Annotated in this window: 32 protein-coding genes; 27 read left to right on the top strand and 5 right to left on the bottom strand. The window is 64.6% G+C overall.

Translation table 11 applies throughout. The features are described 5' to 3' along the window. Positions 1–47 precede the first annotated feature (47 nt). The 20 genes from ACWCO2_RS00910 to ACWCO2_RS01005 all read left to right on the top strand — a co-directional run bounded on the left by ACWCO2_RS00910 (position 48) and on the right by ACWCO2_RS01005 (position 11,069). Positions 48–1,034: a hypothetical protein gene (locus ACWCO2_RS00910; protein WP_450125610.1), complete on the top strand. Its 987-nt coding sequence runs from the start codon at positions 48–50 to the stop codon at positions 1,032–1,034. Continuing rightward, positions 1,034–1,693 (top strand): ATP-binding protein, encoded by a 660-nt coding sequence (locus ACWCO2_RS00915; protein WP_450125611.1) that lies wholly within the window; start codon positions 1,034–1,036, stop codon positions 1,691–1,693. Before ACWCO2_RS00910 ends, ACWCO2_RS00915 begins: the two co-directional genes overlap by 1 nt. Beyond that, positions 1,690–3,033, top strand: coding sequence for a replicative DNA helicase (locus ACWCO2_RS00920; protein ID WP_450125612.1), 1,344 nt, complete (start codon positions 1,690–1,692; stop codon positions 3,031–3,033). Before ACWCO2_RS00915 ends, ACWCO2_RS00920 begins: the two co-directional genes overlap by 4 nt. An 86-nt stretch (positions 3,034–3,119) precedes the next feature. Beyond that, positions 3,120–3,350: a hypothetical protein gene (locus ACWCO2_RS00925; protein ID WP_450125613.1), complete on the top strand. Its 231-nt coding sequence runs from the start codon at positions 3,120–3,122 to the stop codon at positions 3,348–3,350. Continuing rightward, positions 3,350–3,715 (top strand): hypothetical protein, encoded by a 366-nt coding sequence (locus ACWCO2_RS00930; protein ID WP_450125614.1) that lies wholly within the window; start codon positions 3,350–3,352, stop codon positions 3,713–3,715. Before ACWCO2_RS00925 ends, ACWCO2_RS00930 begins: the two co-directional genes overlap by 1 nt. A gap of 253 nt (positions 3,716–3,968) precedes the next feature. Further along, entirely contained in the window at positions 3,969–4,175 is a 207-nt protein-coding gene (locus ACWCO2_RS00935) for a hypothetical protein (RefSeq protein ID WP_450125615.1), read from the top strand. 35 nt (positions 4,176–4,210) lie between these two features. After that, on the top strand, positions 4,211–4,540 hold the full coding sequence (locus ACWCO2_RS00940; RefSeq protein ID WP_450125616.1) for a hypothetical protein: 330 nt from the start codon (positions 4,211–4,213) through the stop codon (positions 4,538–4,540). After that, entirely contained in the window at positions 4,537–4,803 is a 267-nt protein-coding gene (locus tag ACWCO2_RS00945) for a WhiB family transcriptional regulator (RefSeq protein WP_450125617.1), read from the top strand. The genes ACWCO2_RS00940 and ACWCO2_RS00945 overlap by 4 nt, the downstream gene beginning before the upstream one ends. A gap of 18 nt (positions 4,804–4,821) precedes the next feature. After that, complete coding sequence (gene ssb / locus ACWCO2_RS00950) at positions 4,822–5,268, top strand: single-stranded DNA-binding protein (RefSeq protein ID WP_450125618.1); 447 nt, start codon at positions 4,822–4,824, stop codon at positions 5,266–5,268. 54 nt (positions 5,269–5,322) lie between these two features. Further along, complete coding sequence (locus ACWCO2_RS00955) at positions 5,323–6,633, top strand: DUF5131 family protein (RefSeq protein ID WP_450125619.1); 1,311 nt, start codon at positions 5,323–5,325, stop codon at positions 6,631–6,633. Next, positions 6,630–7,250 (top strand): hypothetical protein, encoded by a 621-nt coding sequence (locus ACWCO2_RS00960; protein WP_450125620.1) that lies wholly within the window; start codon positions 6,630–6,632, stop codon positions 7,248–7,250. Before ACWCO2_RS00955 ends, ACWCO2_RS00960 begins: the two co-directional genes overlap by 4 nt. Continuing rightward, positions 7,247–7,726, top strand: a complete 480-nt coding sequence (locus ACWCO2_RS00965) for a hypothetical protein (RefSeq protein ID WP_450125621.1) — start codon at positions 7,247–7,249, stop codon at positions 7,724–7,726. The genes ACWCO2_RS00960 and ACWCO2_RS00965 overlap by 4 nt, the downstream gene beginning before the upstream one ends. Then, positions 7,723–7,905: a hypothetical protein gene (locus ACWCO2_RS00970; RefSeq protein ID WP_450125622.1), complete on the top strand. Its 183-nt coding sequence runs from the start codon at positions 7,723–7,725 to the stop codon at positions 7,903–7,905. Before ACWCO2_RS00965 ends, ACWCO2_RS00970 begins: the two co-directional genes overlap by 4 nt. A gap of 217 nt (positions 7,906–8,122) precedes the next feature. Beyond that, a complete protein-coding gene (locus ACWCO2_RS00975) occupies positions 8,123–8,314 on the top strand; it encodes a hypothetical protein (protein WP_450125623.1) in 192 nt (63 codons plus the stop codon). Next, positions 8,311–8,502, top strand: a complete 192-nt coding sequence (locus ACWCO2_RS00980) for a hypothetical protein (protein WP_450125624.1) — start codon at positions 8,311–8,313, stop codon at positions 8,500–8,502. Before ACWCO2_RS00975 ends, ACWCO2_RS00980 begins: the two co-directional genes overlap by 4 nt. Before the next feature lie 405 nt (positions 8,503–8,907). Further along, positions 8,908–9,195 carry a WhiB family transcriptional regulator gene (locus ACWCO2_RS00985; RefSeq protein WP_450125625.1) on the top strand — a complete coding sequence of 96 codons (288 nt, stop codon included), beginning with the start codon at positions 8,908–8,910 and terminating at the stop codon, positions 9,193–9,195. Continuing rightward, positions 9,195–9,656: a Pycsar system effector family protein gene (locus ACWCO2_RS00990; RefSeq protein WP_450125626.1), complete on the top strand. Its 462-nt coding sequence runs from the start codon at positions 9,195–9,197 to the stop codon at positions 9,654–9,656. Before ACWCO2_RS00985 ends, ACWCO2_RS00990 begins: the two co-directional genes overlap by 1 nt. Before the next feature lie 11 nt (positions 9,657–9,667). Further along, on the top strand, positions 9,668–9,880 hold the full coding sequence (locus ACWCO2_RS00995) for a hypothetical protein (protein WP_450125627.1): 213 nt from the start codon (positions 9,668–9,670) through the stop codon (positions 9,878–9,880). Positions 9,881–10,236: 356 nt separating this feature from the next. After that, positions 10,237–10,827, top strand: coding sequence for a hypothetical protein (locus ACWCO2_RS01000; RefSeq protein ID WP_450125628.1), 591 nt, complete (start codon positions 10,237–10,239; stop codon positions 10,825–10,827). 83 nt (positions 10,828–10,910) lie between these two features. Continuing rightward, the gene (locus tag ACWCO2_RS01005; protein WP_450125629.1) at positions 10,911–11,069 is read left to right on the top strand and encodes a hypothetical protein; all 159 of its coding nucleotides are present in this window, start codon (positions 10,911–10,913) and stop codon (positions 11,067–11,069) included. A gap of 185 nt (positions 11,070–11,254) precedes the next feature. On the opposite strand, the gene ACWCO2_RS01010 is transcribed toward ACWCO2_RS01005, so the two are convergent. The 5 genes from ACWCO2_RS01010 to ACWCO2_RS01030 all read right to left on the bottom strand — a co-directional run bounded on the left by ACWCO2_RS01010 (position 11,255) and on the right by ACWCO2_RS01030 (position 14,360). Further along, positions 11,255–11,845 carry a hypothetical protein gene (locus tag ACWCO2_RS01010; protein ID WP_450125630.1) on the bottom strand — a complete coding sequence of 197 codons (591 nt, stop codon included), beginning with the start codon at positions 11,843–11,845 and terminating at the stop codon, positions 11,255–11,257. Then, positions 11,846–12,646, bottom strand: a complete 801-nt coding sequence (ku, locus tag ACWCO2_RS01015; protein WP_450125631.1) for a non-homologous end joining protein Ku — start codon at positions 12,644–12,646, stop codon at positions 11,846–11,848. Positions 12,647–12,913: 267 nt separating this feature from the next. Next, on the bottom strand, positions 12,914–13,321 hold the full coding sequence (locus ACWCO2_RS01020; protein ID WP_450125632.1) for an NUDIX hydrolase: 408 nt from the start codon (positions 13,319–13,321) through the stop codon (positions 12,914–12,916). After that, positions 13,308–13,946, bottom strand: coding sequence for an NUDIX domain-containing protein (locus ACWCO2_RS01025; RefSeq protein WP_450125633.1), 639 nt, complete (start codon positions 13,944–13,946; stop codon positions 13,308–13,310). Before ACWCO2_RS01025 ends, ACWCO2_RS01020 begins: the two co-directional genes overlap by 14 nt. 102 nt (positions 13,947–14,048) lie before the next feature. Continuing rightward, positions 14,049–14,360 carry a helix-turn-helix domain-containing protein gene (locus ACWCO2_RS01030; RefSeq protein WP_450125634.1) on the bottom strand — a complete coding sequence of 104 codons (312 nt, stop codon included), beginning with the start codon at positions 14,358–14,360 and terminating at the stop codon, positions 14,049–14,051. Between the two features lie 140 nt (positions 14,361–14,500). Between ACWCO2_RS01030 and ACWCO2_RS01035 the strand changes: the two genes are divergently transcribed. The 7 genes from ACWCO2_RS01035 to ACWCO2_RS01065 are packed head-to-tail and all read left to right on the top strand — an operon-like array spanning position 14,501 to position 16,554. Then, the gene (locus ACWCO2_RS01035; RefSeq protein WP_450125635.1) at positions 14,501–14,716 is read left to right on the top strand and encodes a helix-turn-helix domain-containing protein; all 216 of its coding nucleotides are present in this window, start codon (positions 14,501–14,503) and stop codon (positions 14,714–14,716) included. A gap of 56 nt (positions 14,717–14,772) precedes the next feature. Continuing rightward, the gene (locus ACWCO2_RS01040; protein ID WP_450125636.1) at positions 14,773–15,018 is read left to right on the top strand and encodes a hypothetical protein; all 246 of its coding nucleotides are present in this window, start codon (positions 14,773–14,775) and stop codon (positions 15,016–15,018) included. Then, the gene (locus ACWCO2_RS01045) at positions 15,015–15,317 is read left to right on the top strand and encodes a hypothetical protein (protein WP_450125637.1); all 303 of its coding nucleotides are present in this window, start codon (positions 15,015–15,017) and stop codon (positions 15,315–15,317) included. Before ACWCO2_RS01040 ends, ACWCO2_RS01045 begins: the two co-directional genes overlap by 4 nt. 10 nt (positions 15,318–15,327) lie before the next feature. Beyond that, on the top strand, positions 15,328–15,750 hold the full coding sequence (locus ACWCO2_RS01050; protein ID WP_450125638.1) for a hypothetical protein: 423 nt from the start codon (positions 15,328–15,330) through the stop codon (positions 15,748–15,750). Then, positions 15,750–16,028 (top strand): hypothetical protein, encoded by a 279-nt coding sequence (locus ACWCO2_RS01055; protein WP_450125639.1) that lies wholly within the window; start codon positions 15,750–15,752, stop codon positions 16,026–16,028. The genes ACWCO2_RS01050 and ACWCO2_RS01055 overlap by 1 nt, the downstream gene beginning before the upstream one ends. After that, positions 16,025–16,291 carry a hypothetical protein gene (locus tag ACWCO2_RS01060; RefSeq protein ID WP_450125640.1) on the top strand — a complete coding sequence of 89 codons (267 nt, stop codon included), beginning with the start codon at positions 16,025–16,027 and terminating at the stop codon, positions 16,289–16,291. Before ACWCO2_RS01055 ends, ACWCO2_RS01060 begins: the two co-directional genes overlap by 4 nt. After that, positions 16,291–16,554, top strand: coding sequence for a hypothetical protein (locus ACWCO2_RS01065; protein WP_450125641.1), 264 nt, complete (start codon positions 16,291–16,293; stop codon positions 16,552–16,554). The genes ACWCO2_RS01060 and ACWCO2_RS01065 overlap by 1 nt, the downstream gene beginning before the upstream one ends. The last annotated feature ends 3 nt before the right edge of the window (positions 16,555–16,557 follow it).

Here is a 16,557-nt window from a genome sequence, read left to right on the forward strand (position 1 = left end):
GCTCACCTACCCCAAACCAACTCATCAAGAGAGGAGGCGATCGTCTGATGGCCCGTTTCACAGCGATCAAGTGGGCGCGGGAAGTGCCGACGCTGCTGCACAACCGGCGTGTTGATCGGCTTGGCCATCACGTTCTCCTGCTCATGGCGACCTATGCCAAGAACGACGGATCCGACGTGTTCGTCTCGAGCGAGACTTTGGCGGAGGAAGCGCACGCGCCCCTCCGCGAGGTGGAGGCGGCCCTGGATCGGCTACTCGCGGCGGACCTGATCCGGGAAGAGCATGCGTCGAACGGCGCTCCGGGGTGGTCGTTGAACGTCTCCACTCGGTTTGAAGGGGACAGCGTGCTGGAGGACCGGTTGAAGCGTCGGCGGGCAGCGGACGCTGAGCGGCAGCGCCGGCGCCGGGAGCGCGCGAAGGCGAAGCGTCACGGTGAAGTTGACCGTGACGTCACGCAGGACTCGAGCGTGACAAATGAGGGTGTCACGCAAGAGTTGGGCGTGAGTCACGGCGAAGTTGACCGTGACAAGGCGGATGTCACGCACAAGTTGGGCGTGAGTCACGCAAGAGTTACCGTGACACCTGCAGGTCAGATTGGGTGTAACTCCCTTCAACTCCCTAAAGATGAACTCCCTAAAGAACTCCCCGCGACCCCCGACACTGACGTGTCGGGACAAGCGAACCTCATCGAGTTCCCAAGCGGACGTTCGAAGGACACCAAACGCACCTCGAAGCGCGCCGAGTACACCCCGGACTTCGAAGCGTTCTGGGCCGCTTACGGTCGCAAGGGCGGCAAGCGCGCAGCCGCGATCGAATGGCACAAAGCGCTTGAGCGAGCTGACACGGACACGATCACGGCCGCGGTCCAGCCGTACGTCGACGCCACCCCGGAGCTGAAGTACCGCAAGGACGCCGAACGGTGGCTCAAGAACGACTGCTGGGAATCCGCTGTGCCGCAGCGCAAAGCCGCCGCTGGCGATTACCAGCCCTACCGCAACCCTGCTGACACCTCGATCTACGAAGGCGAGCTTTGATGAACGACCCAACCATCGTCACCCTCGAGCAGCTCGGAGTGGACATCGATCCGCACTGGGCGCGTGAAGCGCGGGAAAAGGCCGCGCTGTTGGAGTCGGCTATCCCAGCGCGGTACGCGGGCGCGGTGGTGTCGCATCCTGCGATCGCAGGATGGGTCCGAGCACTGGTGCAGGCAGCTGCGGACACTCAGGCGTCGCCAGGTGGCCCAGTTGGGCTCTCAGCTGGCCGCTCGCTGATGTTGTTGGGGGAGACTGGCACGGGGAAGACCCACGCCGCCTTCGGCGCTCTCAGGGCGTTTGGAGCGTCTGGGGTGACCATGTCGTCGTGGCAGTTCGTTGCGGCGGCGGACCTCTACGCCCAGATGCGCCCACGGCACGGGGTCGACTCCGAGTCGGTTTTCGAGACCTACGCCCATGCGTCGCTGCTCGTCGTCGACGACCTCGGTGCCGCGAAGAACAGCGAATGGACCGAAGAGATCAACTACCGGTTGATCAATCACAGGTACGACCGGATGCTGCCCACCATCATCACCTCGAACCTCGGCCTTGAAGAACTCCGCGGGCGCCTCGGGGACCGGGTCGCGTCTCGGCTCAACGAGATGGCGGACCGGGGCATCCTCGATGGCGGTGACCGTCGCCGTGGGGGTGGTCAGCGGTGAATGAACCCATTCAGGCCCGCGATGCGGAGCGGTCTCTTGTCGGTGCGGCACTCCAGTGGTCGTCGGCGTACGTTGAGGCGTGCACGCTGATCAGCTGCGAAGACCTGTTTCGCCCGGTTCACCAGTCGATTTGGTCAGCAATCGCGGAGGTCGACGAGCGGGCTGATCCAGCCCAGGCCGATACGGTCAGCAGGGCGATCGCCGTGTCCCAGGAACTTCACCGCCGCGGCGAGTTGGAGAAAGTCGGCGGCGCGGCCTACATGGCGGATCTCGCTGCGGAAGCTCCAGTTCCCTCAAGCGCCCGATACCTGGCAAAGCAGGTCGCTGAGGCCGCGAAGCTGCGTCAGATCGTTGAGGTTTCGCATCGGATCGCGTTGATGGCGTATGGCGGAGCGGAATCCGGGGATGTGGCGGAACACCTGGACGGAATCCGGCAGTTGGCTGATTCAGCGGCTTCTGGTGCGGCACGTGCTGCGGATGTCGCCGACCCGGATGAGCTGACCGATCACGTACTCGAATTGCTGGCTTCCCCAGCGCCTGAGACGACGCCAATGGGATGGCCCGACTTGGACGCGCTGATGGGCGGCATGGAAGCCGGCCAGATGATCGGCGTTGCGGCACGGCCTGGTGTCGGCAAGACGGTGCTGTCCTTGGGCGCGGCGATCAACGTCGCTCGACGCGGCGGGCGGGTCGCGTACTTCTCGCTGGAAATGCTGCGGGAGGACCTGGCGCAGCGCTGCATCGCGAACTTGGGTCGGGTGAACCTCAAGGCGATGCGGGACCGTGCGCTGACCGAGTCGGACTGGGGTCGGCTGCAGCGGGCGGCTGACGAGTTCCGGCAGCTCCCGCTTCACCTTTCGGATCGGGCGACCATCACGGCCGCGGGGATCCGGTCGACGTGTCGGGAGCTAGCGCGCACGTATGGCGGGCTTGATCTGGTTGTTGTGGACTACCTGCAGCTGACGAACGCGGCCGATTCGCGGCTGTCCCGGGAGCAGCAGGTTTCGGGCCTGTCGCGGTCGCTGAAGTTGTTGGCGATGGAACTGCGGGTGCCGGTGATCGCGGTGTCGCAGCTCAACCGTGGCCCGGAGCAGCGGCAGGACAAGAAGCCGCAGCTGTCGGATCTTCGTGAGTCCGGAGCGATCGAGCAGGACTGCGACAAGGTGTTGCTGCTGCATCACGACGCGGAGAACGAGATCAAGGCGGCGTCGGAGCTCGAGGTGATCGTGGCGAAGAACCGGCAGGGGAGTACGGGGTCGGCGACGTTGGCGTGGAATCCGCAGTACGGCGCGGCGGACAGCCTGAGCCGTCAGGAGGCGCCGGCACGGTGGGCGGCGTGAATCGCATGCGTAATGATGCTTGACTGTTCGCAATTGTTCGCGCTAGTGTGGTCGCATCACCCCAGAACCCACCCAGGGAGTTCTAGATGTCCCCCAACAAGAAGCGGTACTTCGCGCTGACGGAAGAGGTCCTGCGCTCGGGCCGAGGTACGCAGCGGCAGATCGAGACCTTGGACCTGTCGTGCACCCTCGCCAACGAGGCGGGCTGGGTCCGTCACTCCGAAAGCTGGTGCCGGACGGTCCTGTACTGGTACTTCGACCGGTTCATGTTCCTTGACGGCCAGGCGTACCTAGACAACGTCAAGGCGGTGGCGTGATGGCCGCGGATTCCGCCCTTCTGGCTGCGCTGGCCGAGCGGCAGTCGAACCCCGCCGTCACGTCCCGCCTGGACACGCTGATCCAGCAGCGCGAGTGGTTGTGGACTGTGAACGCCCGAGCCATCGCCGGGCAAATCGACACGACTTCGGAAGAAGCTGCGGTCGCACTGAGCAACGTGGAGGCCGAGATTGCCCGCCGCATCGGCGAGCACCCGGAGGAAGTTGCAAGGCCAGTGAGCGTGGCGTCGGCGGGCGCGGGCGAGCACTGGGTGGTCGACGCCGCGGGACGGGAGCTTCTGGAGTGCTCCAAGCACGGGTTGGCCAAGTTGGCGAAAGATGCCATGAACAGCGGGAAGGTGGCGTGATGGCCGCGCTATCAGTTCTTCGTTGTGACCACGGAGGATGCGACCGCAAGCACATCCGCCCAGGAATCAGCCCTTGGCTGCATCAGTCGGCGGAGTCCACTGACGGCTGGCACTGCTCGGAGAACGGCGACTTTTGCCCGGATCACATTCCGGGTGTCAGTGAGATTTCTGCTGCGGCTTGACCGCACTTTTGATCAATCGGAATTTCGACTGCGGGACCAGTGTGTCTCGAACACGGAGGAGAAAGCCCTGAATGAACGAACATCACTTCAAGTTTCGGGATCGGGTGCGGGTCAAAGAGGGCTCACAGCATGAGCGGTTCCGAGGAACCACCGGCCGGGTCATGGGCTACCGCACCGGTTGGGACGAGGACCGAGCGATCGTCGAGCTCGACTGCCTTGCCGGCGACATCGCGCCCGAACGGATCTTCCGGCAAGACGACCTGGAGGTCGAATCGTGACTCACACCTACGTGTTTCCGACGAACAGAGTGAGCATGACCGGGCCAGACACCGGATACGTGCCCCCGACGCACGCCCCGCCCGCTGAAGGCGACTGGTACGAGCCGACAGGCGAGGACTACCAAGCTGTCAACGCCACGTACTCCAGCACTCCTGACACCGGACTGCGTGAAAGCGCAGAGAACAACCACTCGGATTGCCCCGGGCTGCGTCGACTCGTCCGCGAAACCGTCGAGGCCGCGCACAAGCGCGGCGACGACCTCGACGGGCAAACCGACGCCGTGATGGCCGTGATCCGGGTGACCATGTCGCTCCAGCTGGCCGCTGTGCGCGCCAGCTCTGGCTTGCTGGCGGCGAAGCGATGACCGCGTCCTGGCTGAAAACCCCACCGCCCGGCTCGTGGGTCCTCCAGGCCCCCTGCCGACGGGAACCCGCCCTGTTCGACCCCATCGAGGACGGTCGCAGCAAGACCCAATGTGACCGGATCGAACGCGCAATGCAGATCTGCCTTCGCGATTGCCCCGTTCGCGAGCAATGCCGGGCCTACGCCGAATCCACCGAACAGCAAGGCGTCTGGGGCGGCGAATACCACGCTCAGGTCCACGACCGCGGCACCAAAGCCGCCTGACACAAGGAGAACAACACGATGGCACTGCCCACCCTGCAAGGCGTCGGACGACTCACTGCTGATCCCGAGCTGAGGTTCGCCCCGTCCGGAACTGCGGTGTGCACGGTAAACCTCGCGTTCAACTCTCGCAGGAAGAACGACCGCGGCGAGTGGGAAGACGGAGAAGTGCTGTTCATCCGCGGCACGCTGTGGCGGCAGGAAGCGGAGAACGCCGCCGAGACCTACGCCCGCGGCATGGAAGTTGTGGTGTCCGGCCGCGTGAAGCTCGACCAGTGGGACGACAAGAAGAGCGGCGAGAAGCGGTCGGCGCCGGCACTGCTGATCGACTCCATTGGCCCGTCGACGAAGTACGTCACTGCCAAGGTGAACAAGGTTGATCGCGGCGGGGCTGGATCGGGTGGTGCGGAGCCGTGGGGGAGTGCTCCTGCGGGGCAGCGGGGTTTCAGTGATGAACCGCCGTTCTGACCTCGAGGCCAGCGTTCACCAGGCCAACAAGAACCTTCAGGAAGGAGGTGCGGCATGAGCACCAGCACTGGCATTGAGTGGACCGAGTCCACCTGGAATCCGATCACCGGGTGCACGAAGGTGTCCCCGGGCTGCGACAACTGCTACGCGCTGACCCTAGCGGAGCGGTTCCGGGGCACCCCCGGCCACTACTTCGAGAACGGATTCGACGTCCAGCTGCGCCCCGACAAGCTCACCGAACCGCTGAAGTGGCGGAAACCACGCAAGGTGTTCGTCAACTCGATGAGCGACCTGTTCCACCAGGACGTTCCCAACGAGTACATCGCGCAGGTCTTCGCGGTGATGGCGGCGACGCCGCAGCACACCTACCAAATCCTCACCAAGCGGCACGGCCGGATGCGGTCGTTTCTGCGCGACGAGTGCAAGTGCGGTTCCGGTCACGCGCCCGGTGTGCACCTGCGATCGGCGATGGAGTGGGCGTCGACGCCGCACAGCCCGACCTACGTTCCAGGTCTGCAACCAGGCATCTACCACGGGATGCAGTGGCCGCTGCCGAACGTCTGGCTCGGTGTCTCCGTCGAGGACCAGAAGCGCGCCGACCTCCGCATCCCCGCCCTGCTGGACACCCCCGCCCGCGTGCGATTCCTGTCCTGCGAGCCGCTGGTGGGCCCGGTCGATCTGTCGCAGTGGATGCCGCCCATCTCGCCCCCGATGGACCCGGCCAACGCCCCGGAATCGTGGAGTGACTGGACTTGGCCCGACTGGGTGCCACAGGCGGTTCGCGACCAGATCGAAGACTTCTGGGGGCCAAAATCAGCACGAACCCCACAACAGTGGATACGGGACATGCACGTGCAGGGCTCTCACCCGTTCGGTGCCACCGTCACCAGCGGCGACGGATTCGGCCACAACCCGCCGCAGATCATCGGCCGCTGGGTGCACGCCTGGAACAACATCGGCCGCCTCGCCCACGAAGACGGAACGTTCTCCTACACCTCGTTCTCACAGCGCGCGGTGCGCGAACAGCGTCTCCTGGACTGGATCATCTGCGGCGGCGAGAGCGGCCCGAAGGCGAGGCCGATGCACCCCGGCTGGGCCCGCTCCCTCCGCGACCAGTGCACCGCGGCCGACGTGCCGTTCTTCTTCAAGCAGTTCGGCGAATGGGCCCCGGAATCGGTGCTTGCCACCGCCCGCGGTGCAGCCAGCGCCCTCTACATCGACCAGGACGGATCCACCCGGCCCGCCGCGCACGGCACCCGCAACGGAGCCGTCACGGTCCAGCGGAACGGCAAGCGCAACACCGGCCGTGTCCTCGACGGCCGCACCTGGGACGAGTTCCCCACAGCAGGGAAGGGCATGGCATGACCAGCACCGACCGACCGCTGGGGCCCCTGCAGGCAGGTAAGTCTGAGCCCGTCTACATGCGAGTTGGCGACGGCGCCGAGTATCACATCGGCAACGTCGATGCAGATCCGCTCGCCAGCAGAGAAAGCACCGCTGCGTTTCTACGAGCTGTTGCTGACCAGATCGAACAAGCGGAGGAGTCAGTGACAACCGGTGAAACCCGTCCGCTTTGGGACGTCGACGAGATCGGTGGAGAACGAGCTCGCACGATCCTGCAACTCGTCCTTCACGAACTGGGGATCAACCCGGATTGGCGAGGCGAAACGGCTGAACAACAGGTTCAGGCACGAATCGCTGAGCTGCGCGAACAAGCAGAAGAGGCAGCTCGGGGAACCTCGAACGATCGGGCGACGACTCGCATCACCGATGTCTACCAGGTCGTCACTTTCGCCGAACCGATCGACGAAGGTGGCGAGCGTATCGAGGCCGGTACGTACGTCATCGGTGGCGAGTACGCCGACGATGACGGCGCCGAGATCGTTGTGCGCATCGACCATGCGATTGACGTGGAGGGCTACGACATCACCCAGTACGTGGCCGAGCGGATCAAGTTCGCACTCAAGGAGGATGCAGCGTGAACGCTTCGGAGCGTGGGAAGTCGAATCGTCGACGTGGCCTGGACGCTGAACGTGCTGTTGCTCGCTACCTCCGCACCGTCGGGTTCCCTGGCGCGGAGCGGGCAGTGCGAACAGGGTTCAACGCCGGCGGCCGGACGGTGGCAGATCCAGGGGACATCACCGGGATTCCCGGTGTTGTGATCCAGATCAAGAGCGTCGCCCGCGAGAACATTGCCGCCTGGATGGAAGAGGTCGCCGAGCAGTCCCTGAACGCCGAGTCGGCGATCGGGATTCTGGTGCAGCGTCGTCCTGGCAAGGCTGATGCGGGGCGCTGGTGGGCGTGGGTGATGGTGGCCGAGTTGGTGGATCTGACGACAGGGGCGCCGGGGGAGTACATGGGTGCGTCGATGCATCGGCCTGTGCGGATGGAGTTGGGGCACCTGGTGCCGCTGCTGCGTCAGGCCGGGTACGGCACGACCGAGGAGTGTGCAGCATGAACTTCCTGCACCTGTATGTGTGGGTCGGCTTGATAGTGGCGTTCTGGGGCGGCCTGACGAACAACTGGTTGTCCTTCGGATTCGCCGCCCTGGGCGCGATCCTGTCCACCCGCGACATCTACCGCGCCAAGGAGCACTCCGAGTTCAGCTTTCAGCGCTGCGAGGTGCATGCAGCGTGACGAAGGCAGAAGCGACTCGAATGGTGAAGGCGCGTCTCCGAACTGCTGGCCTCGGTCATTGTCAAGTTAGGAGCGAGACCTGTTGTGGGCCTGGCGTATTGACGGTGGTTGCCGGTGAACCGGATTTACTGCGGGAGGTCCTGCGGTCGATTCCGGGTGTCGCTGAGCTACTCGAGACAGAGCTTTCAGTGGTCGTGCGTTGGACGGAGGATGCGGCGTGAGTGGGCAGAACTGGTTCGACAAGGACACGTTGACGCAGGAGCGGCCTCGGGGGCTGACGGACGGCGAGCGGCACCGCGCTGTTCGGTTCGTCGCGTCGAACGCGCAGAACGCCGACGACGCAGCCCGGCTGCTGGAGATGCTCGGCCTCGACCCGGCCGAAGGCAAAGAGAACGAGGAGGCAGCGTGACAGTCCTCAACTTTCCCCAGTCCGAACCGCGCCCGGACTGCTTGGCCCGCACCGTCGGCGAGCTGCTGCGTTCGATCGCGTACCTGATCGAACGAGGTGAGTACGACACGGCGCTACGACAGGCCCGGGACTGCTCTGATGCGTACTTCGACGTTCCGCTGCCTGAACTCGACGACGCAAACGAGTAGCCAGATGTCGGCGGGGTGCGGGACTCTCGTTCTCATGACGGATGAGCCGCCGTATCCCCAGCTTGATGAGACTGAGCTTGTTGAGTTGCCGTGCCCGGACTGCGGCGACCCAATGGAGGTCCCGGTTTTCCTGGATTGGGACGACAAGATCAAGGTAGCGGCGGCGTTCGCCGACGCGTACGTCAGGGCTCACGCAGAGCAGTACCCGCGGCGGATGCATCCGGATCTATGGATGACTCCGCACGGAGATTTGGTTGAGCGACGGCGATAGAACGTAGCGACCGCGCATTTCGAATTCGGTTGTTGGACTTCCTGCTTCGGTGGCTGCTGCCTCGATGCAGGCGGGGGTCGGGCTGTGCTTGGCGGCTGCGCCCGACCCCCTTACTCCACGGAAGGAGCAATGTCATGAAATCACAGGATTGGCGGGACGATGCAGCCTGCCGGGGCGAGGATCCGGAGATGTTCGCGCCGGCCACCTTCACCGGCCCGGGGGCTGTGCAGGCGATGGAGGCGAAGGAGATCTGCTGGCGCTGCCCGGTTGCCGCCGAGTGCCTCGCTGGCGCGGGAGGTGACGACTTCACGATCCGCGGTGGGATGACCCCGGACGAGCGGCGTGATCTCCGACGTCCAGAACTGCAGCCCGAACCCGGTCAGTGGTGGATCAATGGGCGGCGCGCGAAGGCGGTGGCGTGATGACCGAGACCGTGATCGACCGGCTCCGGTCGGAATGCGCCGACATGCAGGCCCTGATCGCCCGCGCTGACACGAAGGCGCAGGGCATGGCTGGGGTGTACTCGCTGCTGCTGGCCGCTGCCGCTTTCACTCGCGGGCAGGTTCCGCCGTCGGCGACGACCGTACTTCTGTACGCAGCGGTCCTGGTTGGCGCGGCGCTCGCCCTGGCGTTGTTGGTGATCCTCCCGCGACTCGGAATGAATCCTGGCACTGGCCTGATGGCGTGGAGTTCCTGGTCAGTGGAGCAGATCATGTCCGGGATTGAGCAGGAAACGGAGACCGACGCGGCGGCGCGTCAGCTTCGGAAGCTCGCATGCATCGCTGTGGCGAAGTTCCGACTGCTCCAAGCCGGCGTGGTGTTGGTCCTGCTGGCGCTGCTGCTTGTCGGTGTCGCCGCCGTGATTACGGCGGCGACACCGTGAAAGGAACAGGGATGACCGTGAGCGAGCTGATCGAACGGCTTCAGGCGCTTCCACCGGACCATCGGGTTGTGGTGGCCAACACCAGCCGCGACGAGCCAGATGCGTTCCCGCTCACCCGGGCTGACATCGAGAGCTACCGGCCGATGGTCGATGGAGGCGTGATCCTCGCGCCAGACGAGGCCGAGTCCGGTGACAGCGCCGTCGTCGTGTTGTACGCGGACTGACCCGTGGCGCAAAGGGAGCGGATGACCGGATGAGACGACCGGGTGACCCTGTTGATGGGGCGGGTGAATGCCCTAGGTGCGGCGCGTGGACGAAGATGGTTGGCACTGTGGCTGCCATAACTGAGATGCGTGGAACCTGCGAGTGCGGGATGGAAGTGTGGGCCAACTTCAAGTTCCCAGACTCAAGCGAGCTCGAGTGGTACGCGCATCGTGATCGGCCTGATGTTGCGGTGGCATGGGCTGTCATCGAACCGCAGGAAACCAAGGTTCGTGTGGTGCGCCCCGGACGCCCTGACGACGATGGCGCGTTCACGATCACTGCTCGGATTAGTTAACGCGCTGGAGGAGGGGAGAGGATGACCGAACGAGACTGGCAATCGATGTTCGAGGCCGCCGCCGAGCTCGGCCATGAGGAGCTGATCGGGAACGTCACCGAGCTGGCGAAGACCGTCTGCGGTGGTGACAGTGATGCGGTGGACAAGCTGGTCGCTGCGGCACGGGTGCTCGACTACCGGTACCGGACTTGCCGCAGGGACTTTCCGCCGTGGCTGGTCAGCACCACGCGGCTGGCAGAGATGCCAGTGACCGGACTCGCAGCCCAGACCAGTGACGATCCGATGGTCTGCACGATGAACATGGTCAGGGCGAAGGGCGCTCCGCAGTTCGTTGCCACAACCGCCGGGTTCATCCGCACCACGTTCGACTGCGGGCCGACTCCGGGCGAGATGTGGTTGCGGTCGATGAGCTTGGCGACGCTGCCCGGTGCGCTACCGCAGGAGCCCACAGCGCCGGTTGTGCTGTACGGGACGCTGCAGGGTGGCGTGTCCAGCGTTCTCAGTGCGGTGCGTGACGACCGCGATCCCCAAGAACCGATCCGTCATCTCGTCGACCGCGTGGTGCAGCATCACCCGTTCCCGTGGGAACCGGGCGGCTGGAACGGGGACTGAACCCAGCCCGACCTTCACAGGTGTACGCCAGGCTCGGACCTAGCCGGGCACGAGCCGCCGAACGAGCGGAAAGGGGGAACAGCATGGGGAACGACAACCGGAACGACGGCACCGCCGAGAACATCGTTCAGGCCACGAACCACGAGGGAGACGTCAACGCACCTGTGATCAACGGTGATGGCGCGACCATCGTCAACGGCGACAACCACGGCGGCATCCACCAAAACTTCAGCAAGGGGTGACCCAAGGTGCCCTCTTTCGGCGCGTAACAGCTGATCGACAATGCAGAACCGCCTCTCCCAATGTGTCTGGGAGAGGCGGTTCTGCGTTCAGGGATTGCACCAGTCACGCATTGGAGGGCACGATCCCGCTGCTTTGGGCCTGGCGCCGACGGGCCAATCCCTACACGCCTGGGGACGCACGATCATTACGGATCTACAGGTGTCCGGTCGCTGATGTGGTATCTGGGCCACAAACCATGCTCCAAGAGCAGCCGCCAGGCCGTGTTCTTGACATCGTCGACCCACAACCGCCCAACCTCGGCGGCATCGGCATCGGACACGCCGAGTGCCTCCTTCACCCACGATCCGATCAGCAGCACAACGTCGTCACTGAGCCCGGTGACCGCCTCCAGAGCGAATCCGGGCAGCTCGTAGGCGTCACGGCGATCGCCCTGCGCTCCTCGGCTGCGGTACCACTGATCCGCAAGTTCGATGTAGCGGGTCATCCTGGACAACTTGTTCGCAGCGTCCTCGGTCTGCGTCCGCGCCTTCAGCGCCTTACGTTCGCCGGTGGCGTCGAACTCGGCAAGCCTGCTGGCTGCAAACGGCTGGGCCCATTCGGTGATCTCGTTGACCGTCATTCTCAGTAGCCTGATCAGGCGTTCATGATCATCCACCCTGCCATCATGGGGCTCAACCAATCGTTGCTGGCCGAACTCGAAACATCTCCCCCGTAAGGAGTAGCAGGTTCCTATCATCTGGATGCCGACGAGGTCGACCACCGCGACCTTGTCCAATCAAGGATGCGGCCGCCCCGCCTTCGCCGCCGCCAAGCTTGCCTGCAGCGCCTCAGCGAGATCTGGCGTCACGACCTCTTCCGCCCGCGGCGCCGGCACCTCCACTTCACGGCCCTTGATCTTCGCGTCGATCAGCTCAAGCAGCTTCTCCCGGTACTCGTCGCGGTACTGCGACGCGTCGAACGTCTCCACCGACATCGAATCGACCAACAGGCGCGCCATCTCCATCTCCTGCGGCCCCGCTTCCACCGGACCCACCGCGGACAGCTCTGTGAGCTCCGGGGCTCGCACCTCATCCGGCCACAACATCGTCTGCAGACAGATCGCGGCGCCAACCACCCGCAGCACCGCCACCCGCTCCCGGTTCCGAAGCGTCACCTTCGTCACCGCGAGCCGACCCGACTTCGCGAGCGTGTCCCGCAGCAGAACGTAGGGACGCACGGACGTTTCATCCGCCGGCCCGAGATAGTAGGCACTGCTGAAATAGATCGGATCGACCGCGTTCGCCGGCACGAACTCCAGCACCTCGATCCGCCGCTTCGTGGGCAGCGGGAGCGACGCCAAGTCCTCCTCAGTGACCTGCACAATCCGCCCGTCCGGCGTCTGATAGCCCTTCGCTACCTCATCCCACGGCACCGGCTTGTCCTCGACCTCACAGCGGCGCTCCTGCCGGATCCTGGAGCTGTCCAGACGGTGGATCTGGCGGAACGCCACGGTGCGGGACTCGGTAGCAGCTGTGACCGCGACCCCGATACTGACCAGGCCGAACGCGATGTGCCCCTTCCAGATCGCTGTAGCCACGGCGCACCTCCAGTAGGTCGCGCTCTCGACCTCAGGATCCCCGGCCTAGCCGCGGCGTCGCCAAGGACTTTCTGCCCTTCAACAGCCGACGACGGGAGGCGACCATGCGTGGGCCTGCCCGTGCGGGCGGAAGGGCGAGCAGGTCGACCTCGCCCGCCAGTCCACTTCCATCGACGATGACCCGCCCCGCGGACAGGCCCACGCTTTTACAGGGCTTGACCGCAGCACGCCCCGGCCAGATCGGTCGGGGCGTCTTGCTGTCTGCGGTCAGTCTGCGGTGAGTGCGTCGTTCAGGTACTCCTGCACCGGCTCGAAGAACCCGTTGGGCACGTACTCGCCCAACTCGTCCAGCGTCGCCCACGCCACCGCCGCAAGCTCCTCCTCATCACCGACAGCCGCGTACCCCGTTGGCGCATCGCAGGCGACGTAGTGCATCTCCCTGCCGGTCTTCGGGTGGATCCTGTCGCCCAACACCTTCAGCTCGGTTACGACGAGCGTGGTTTCTTCCTGCGCCTCGCGGATTGCAGCCTCCACCGCGGTTTCGCCCGGCTCGACACCGCCGGCCGGGAACTGCCACGACAGCGAACCTTCCTTGACGCGGCGCTTGACGAGCAGGACGCGGCCATTGCGGACGATCACGGCGGCGCTGATGGCTGGCTTCTCACTGGTGCTCACGGTGGGCCTCCAGGGCTTCGAGGATGGGTGCGTAGATGCGGTCGGCAGGGATGAACTTCTCGAGATCGCTGATGTGGCACCAGAGAACATCAGCGTTCTCCAACGGATCACGGTTGACGAGCTCGCCGGTGAGGAACGAGCAGAGCCAGTAGTCACAAAGGACGTTCGTGACCGGGTGGAGACGCTGCCCGAGATGCCGGGTGGCGGACACGTGCACGCCGGTTTCCGCCAGTGTCTCGGACACGGCGACGGCTTCGCTGCTGCCGCCAGGTTTGATGGTGCCGGCGGGGAACTGCCAGCTGGGACGCTCGCCCCGGCGGCACACGATCAGCACTCGATTGCCGTCAACCACAACGGCAATCGACGCACGGAACGCCTCGACCCCAACGGCCTCGGACGTTCCAACGAGCCCGTCGAAGCGTGCTCGAACTGATGCGGGGGAGAGCTCGAGCAGCGTGTCCAGCGAGGCCTGCCATTCAGGCCGCGGCACTTGGTCGGGGTTGTCGTGCCAGCGCGTGACGGTCCGAGCGGACACGCCGAGTTTGTCCGCGAACTGTTCGCGGGACATGCGCAACGCGGTCTGCAGGTGGCACGCGGTTCTGCCGGTCCACCCGGTCATCACCATGTCGCCTCCAGTGTCATGTCTGTGTCGTGGTCACGTCATGGATGCGCCCAGCTACTGGCCGCACTGTTGATGTGTGCAGTCAACCAGAGTGGGCAGAGTCAATTACGAACGCTCGTCGAGGCGGCGTTCGATGTCGTCGAGTCGCGTCCGGATCTCGGCCAGCTGCTCCTCGAGCGACGGGGCTGATTCATCAGCTCGCCCTTGCGCGACGGCAAGCAAGTGCCCCTGCGGCCAGCCGAGCGCTTCGGACAGCGCCCCGAGCGTGCGTCCTGATCGTCGTCGTGGAGTCCGGTTCCACAGCAGCTCCTTGACGGTCGTCGCTCCGACGCCGCTGCGGTGGGCGAGGTCGACCTGCGTGATGCCCAGCTCCTCCATGCGTTCACCCATGGCTCGTGCGACGTCGTCCCAGTTCACAGGCCACCTCGGTACCTCGATCGGTCGATATCGACCAAGGATAGCTGGATCACCCGAATGGACCTGCAACTCCTGATGTCTCATGATGCTAGAGTCAATATCGACCACAAAACGACGGCGAAATCGACTATGAGGTGAGCATGGACCAGCCGCCGCGATTCCTGAAGGTCGCCCAGGTCGCCAAGGCGTTGGGGGTCTCCGAGATGACGCTCTACCGCGAGATCAACGCCAAACGGTTCCCGGCGATCCGGGTAGGGCGGCGCTTCGCGATCCCAGCTGACGTGCTGACGGCAATGGCGGAACAGGCAATGCGGTCCTGGCAGACCGTGAACGCGGCCGACTTCGTCGCCGCATGAAAAAGGGCCGCCCCGGCGGCATCCGGAACGGCCCTCGACCCCTGAAGGGATCAACCATGAGCGACTTTAGCACCATCCCGGAGCTCGACTTCACCGATCAGCGAACCCTCGCCGACGTCGCGACATCTGAGTGCGACACCCGCTTGGCGCTGACCGAATACGTCCAGGTCGACAGCAACGGCGTGTCCCGCGAGTACGGCTTCACCGCCTACACCCCCGACATGGCGGACCTGGTCACCGTGCTCCCGCTGGACAGCCTCCGCGTCCTGCGCGACGCGCTGAGTGCGGTGATCGACCGATGAAGATGAAGAACCTCATCAAGAAGCTCGTTGACCGCAGGGCGTCGACCACGCCGCCGGCCCCGTTGGACGAGCAGCTGACCGACGTCGCCCGCGCGCTAATCGCCAACGAGCACCTGGCCCTCGCCACCGAAGTCAGCAATGTCATCGAGCTCAGCCGCGGCGACATCTCGGACTCGCTGTACGCGACCTTCGAGGACCTGCTGATCAGCCTGGACTGGGCCGAGATAGACCCGAACGAAGAGGAAGCCGCCGAGATCCGGGCAACGCTGGCTTTGATCCACAAGGCGAGCCCTCAATAACCGTGCCCGAGTGGGCCAAATCAACGAGAAGCGACAAGCAGAAGGGGAAGAAGTAGTGGGCGCCTACGTGGAGATGGACGCAACGATCAACAACCCGAGCGGCTACGTGGTCTATCGCTCTGAGGTTCGGATTGGTGACGTCACCTACGGCATCCCTATTGGGTTCGTGAAGGTTTCTGACCACCCGGTTGTCTTCGTACGACCGAAGATCGTTCCGAACGGTCGCGTTGCCGAGATCCAATTCGACTCGTGGTGGGTCGTGAACCCCGAAGCTGGCCGAGAGCTGCCCGCCGCTGCGAAGGACATGGATTTGGCGGTTCGGTTGGCTCGCGAGTTCAACGCGGACCCGGCTGTCTCGTGGTCGTCGACAGACGAAGACATGAAGGCGTGGTTGATGGCGTTCATTGAGCGCTACGAGGCTGGTGACCGGTGATGCACACCCCGCGCGAGTGGCGACGGCTGACGGACTCGCTCAGCGCCCACGCCGACACTGCCCAGCACCCCATCGACATCAGCCGCTACCGCGAAGCCGCAGAGCAGGCCCTGGACCTGTCGACCTACATCGACACCGCCCCGGAAGAGCCGCTCGACGAGGCGTACCGGCTGCTGAACGCCGCCGGCCTGATCCCGACCAGGGACGACCTGGAAGTCGTTGCGGTGATTGCCGCGCGCATCCGAGAAGAACGCGAAGAACAGGAGATCGCAGCATGACCAACATCTACATCTGCGACCAGACAGACAAGCAGCTCGCCGGGATCCTGACCGAGCGCATCAACGACTACGACCACGGCATGGGCTCGATGGTCCAGGTCCTGGAAGAGCTCGTCGCCACCTTTCACGAGAAAAACCAGTCGTGGACTTCCCGTGAGGTTCTCGAGGAACTGGCGGGACTCCTCGAGGTCGAGGAGATGGACACGGCTGACTACCCCGACCTCGACGCCACTGTCGATGACGACGAGGACGGCGAGAACTGATGGCAGACATCAAGCTCTTCCCCGGCATGGAGTTGGAAACCGAGTCCACCTCGCATTGGCGCCTGCGTAAGGGTGATCTGGTTATAGCCAACGAGTTTATCTACCGGATAGCGGAAAGCTATGCGGTTGTTGGTCTCGATATCGACAGCTCGGCTTTCGAACTGGAACCTGTTTGGTCCCTGAAGACGAATCGCGAGGCTTCCGGGATTCCGCGCAATCACCAACTGGGCGGTGACATTCCCAAGGTCGTACTCACGTACTGACCA

The organism is Saccharopolyspora sp. NPDC002376, from assembly GCF_053593195.1.

What these genes read in the sequence shown, in the direction of transcription:
- ACWCO2_RS00910 (WP_450125610.1), top strand. Translation starts at nt 48, where the DNA reads ATGGCCCGTTTCACAGCGATCAAGTGGGCGCGGGAAGTGCCGACGCTG.
- ACWCO2_RS00915 (WP_450125611.1), top strand. Translation starts at nt 1,034, where the DNA reads ATGAACGACCCAACCATCGTCACCCTCGAGCAGCTCGGAGTGGACATC.
- ACWCO2_RS00925 (WP_450125613.1), top strand. Translation starts at nt 3,120, where the DNA reads ATGTCCCCCAACAAGAAGCGGTACTTCGCGCTGACGGAAGAGGTCCTG.
- ACWCO2_RS00930 (WP_450125614.1), top strand. Translation starts at nt 3,350, where the DNA reads ATGGCCGCGGATTCCGCCCTTCTGGCTGCGCTGGCCGAGCGGCAGTCG.
- ACWCO2_RS00935 (WP_450125615.1), top strand. Translation starts at nt 3,969, where the DNA reads ATGAACGAACATCACTTCAAGTTTCGGGATCGGGTGCGGGTCAAAGAG.
- ACWCO2_RS00940 (WP_450125616.1), top strand. Translation starts at nt 4,211, where the DNA reads ATGACCGGGCCAGACACCGGATACGTGCCCCCGACGCACGCCCCGCCC.
- ACWCO2_RS00945 (WP_450125617.1), top strand. Translation starts at nt 4,537, where the DNA reads ATGACCGCGTCCTGGCTGAAAACCCCACCGCCCGGCTCGTGGGTCCTC.
- ssb (WP_450125618.1), top strand. Translation starts at nt 4,822, where the DNA reads ATGGCACTGCCCACCCTGCAAGGCGTCGGACGACTCACTGCTGATCCC.
- ACWCO2_RS00955 (WP_450125619.1), top strand. Translation starts at nt 5,323, where the DNA reads ATGAGCACCAGCACTGGCATTGAGTGGACCGAGTCCACCTGGAATCCG.
- ACWCO2_RS00960 (WP_450125620.1), top strand. Translation starts at nt 6,630, where the DNA reads ATGACCAGCACCGACCGACCGCTGGGGCCCCTGCAGGCAGGTAAGTCT.
- ACWCO2_RS00970 (WP_450125622.1), top strand. Translation starts at nt 7,723, where the DNA reads ATGAACTTCCTGCACCTGTATGTGTGGGTCGGCTTGATAGTGGCGTTC.
- ACWCO2_RS00985 (WP_450125625.1), top strand. Translation starts at nt 8,908, where the DNA reads ATGAAATCACAGGATTGGCGGGACGATGCAGCCTGCCGGGGCGAGGAT.
- ACWCO2_RS00990 (WP_450125626.1), top strand. Translation starts at nt 9,195, where the DNA reads ATGACCGAGACCGTGATCGACCGGCTCCGGTCGGAATGCGCCGACATG.
- ACWCO2_RS00995 (WP_450125627.1), top strand. Translation starts at nt 9,668, where the DNA reads ATGACCGTGAGCGAGCTGATCGAACGGCTTCAGGCGCTTCCACCGGAC.
- ACWCO2_RS01000 (WP_450125628.1), top strand. Translation starts at nt 10,237, where the DNA reads ATGACCGAACGAGACTGGCAATCGATGTTCGAGGCCGCCGCCGAGCTC.
- ACWCO2_RS01005 (WP_450125629.1), top strand. Translation starts at nt 10,911, where the DNA reads ATGGGGAACGACAACCGGAACGACGGCACCGCCGAGAACATCGTTCAG.
- ACWCO2_RS01025 (WP_450125633.1), bottom strand. Translation starts at nt 13,946, where the DNA reads ATGGTGATGACCGGGTGGACCGGCAGAACCGCGTGCCACCTGCAGACC.
- ACWCO2_RS01035 (WP_450125635.1), top strand. Translation starts at nt 14,501, where the DNA reads ATGGACCAGCCGCCGCGATTCCTGAAGGTCGCCCAGGTCGCCAAGGCG.
- ACWCO2_RS01040 (WP_450125636.1), top strand. Translation starts at nt 14,773, where the DNA reads ATGAGCGACTTTAGCACCATCCCGGAGCTCGACTTCACCGATCAGCGA.
- ACWCO2_RS01045 (WP_450125637.1), top strand. Translation starts at nt 15,015, where the DNA reads ATGAAGATGAAGAACCTCATCAAGAAGCTCGTTGACCGCAGGGCGTCG.
- ACWCO2_RS01055 (WP_450125639.1), top strand. Translation starts at nt 15,750, where the DNA reads ATGCACACCCCGCGCGAGTGGCGACGGCTGACGGACTCGCTCAGCGCC.
- ACWCO2_RS01060 (WP_450125640.1), top strand. Translation starts at nt 16,025, where the DNA reads ATGACCAACATCTACATCTGCGACCAGACAGACAAGCAGCTCGCCGGG.
- ACWCO2_RS01065 (WP_450125641.1), top strand. Translation starts at nt 16,291, where the DNA reads ATGGCAGACATCAAGCTCTTCCCCGGCATGGAGTTGGAAACCGAGTCC.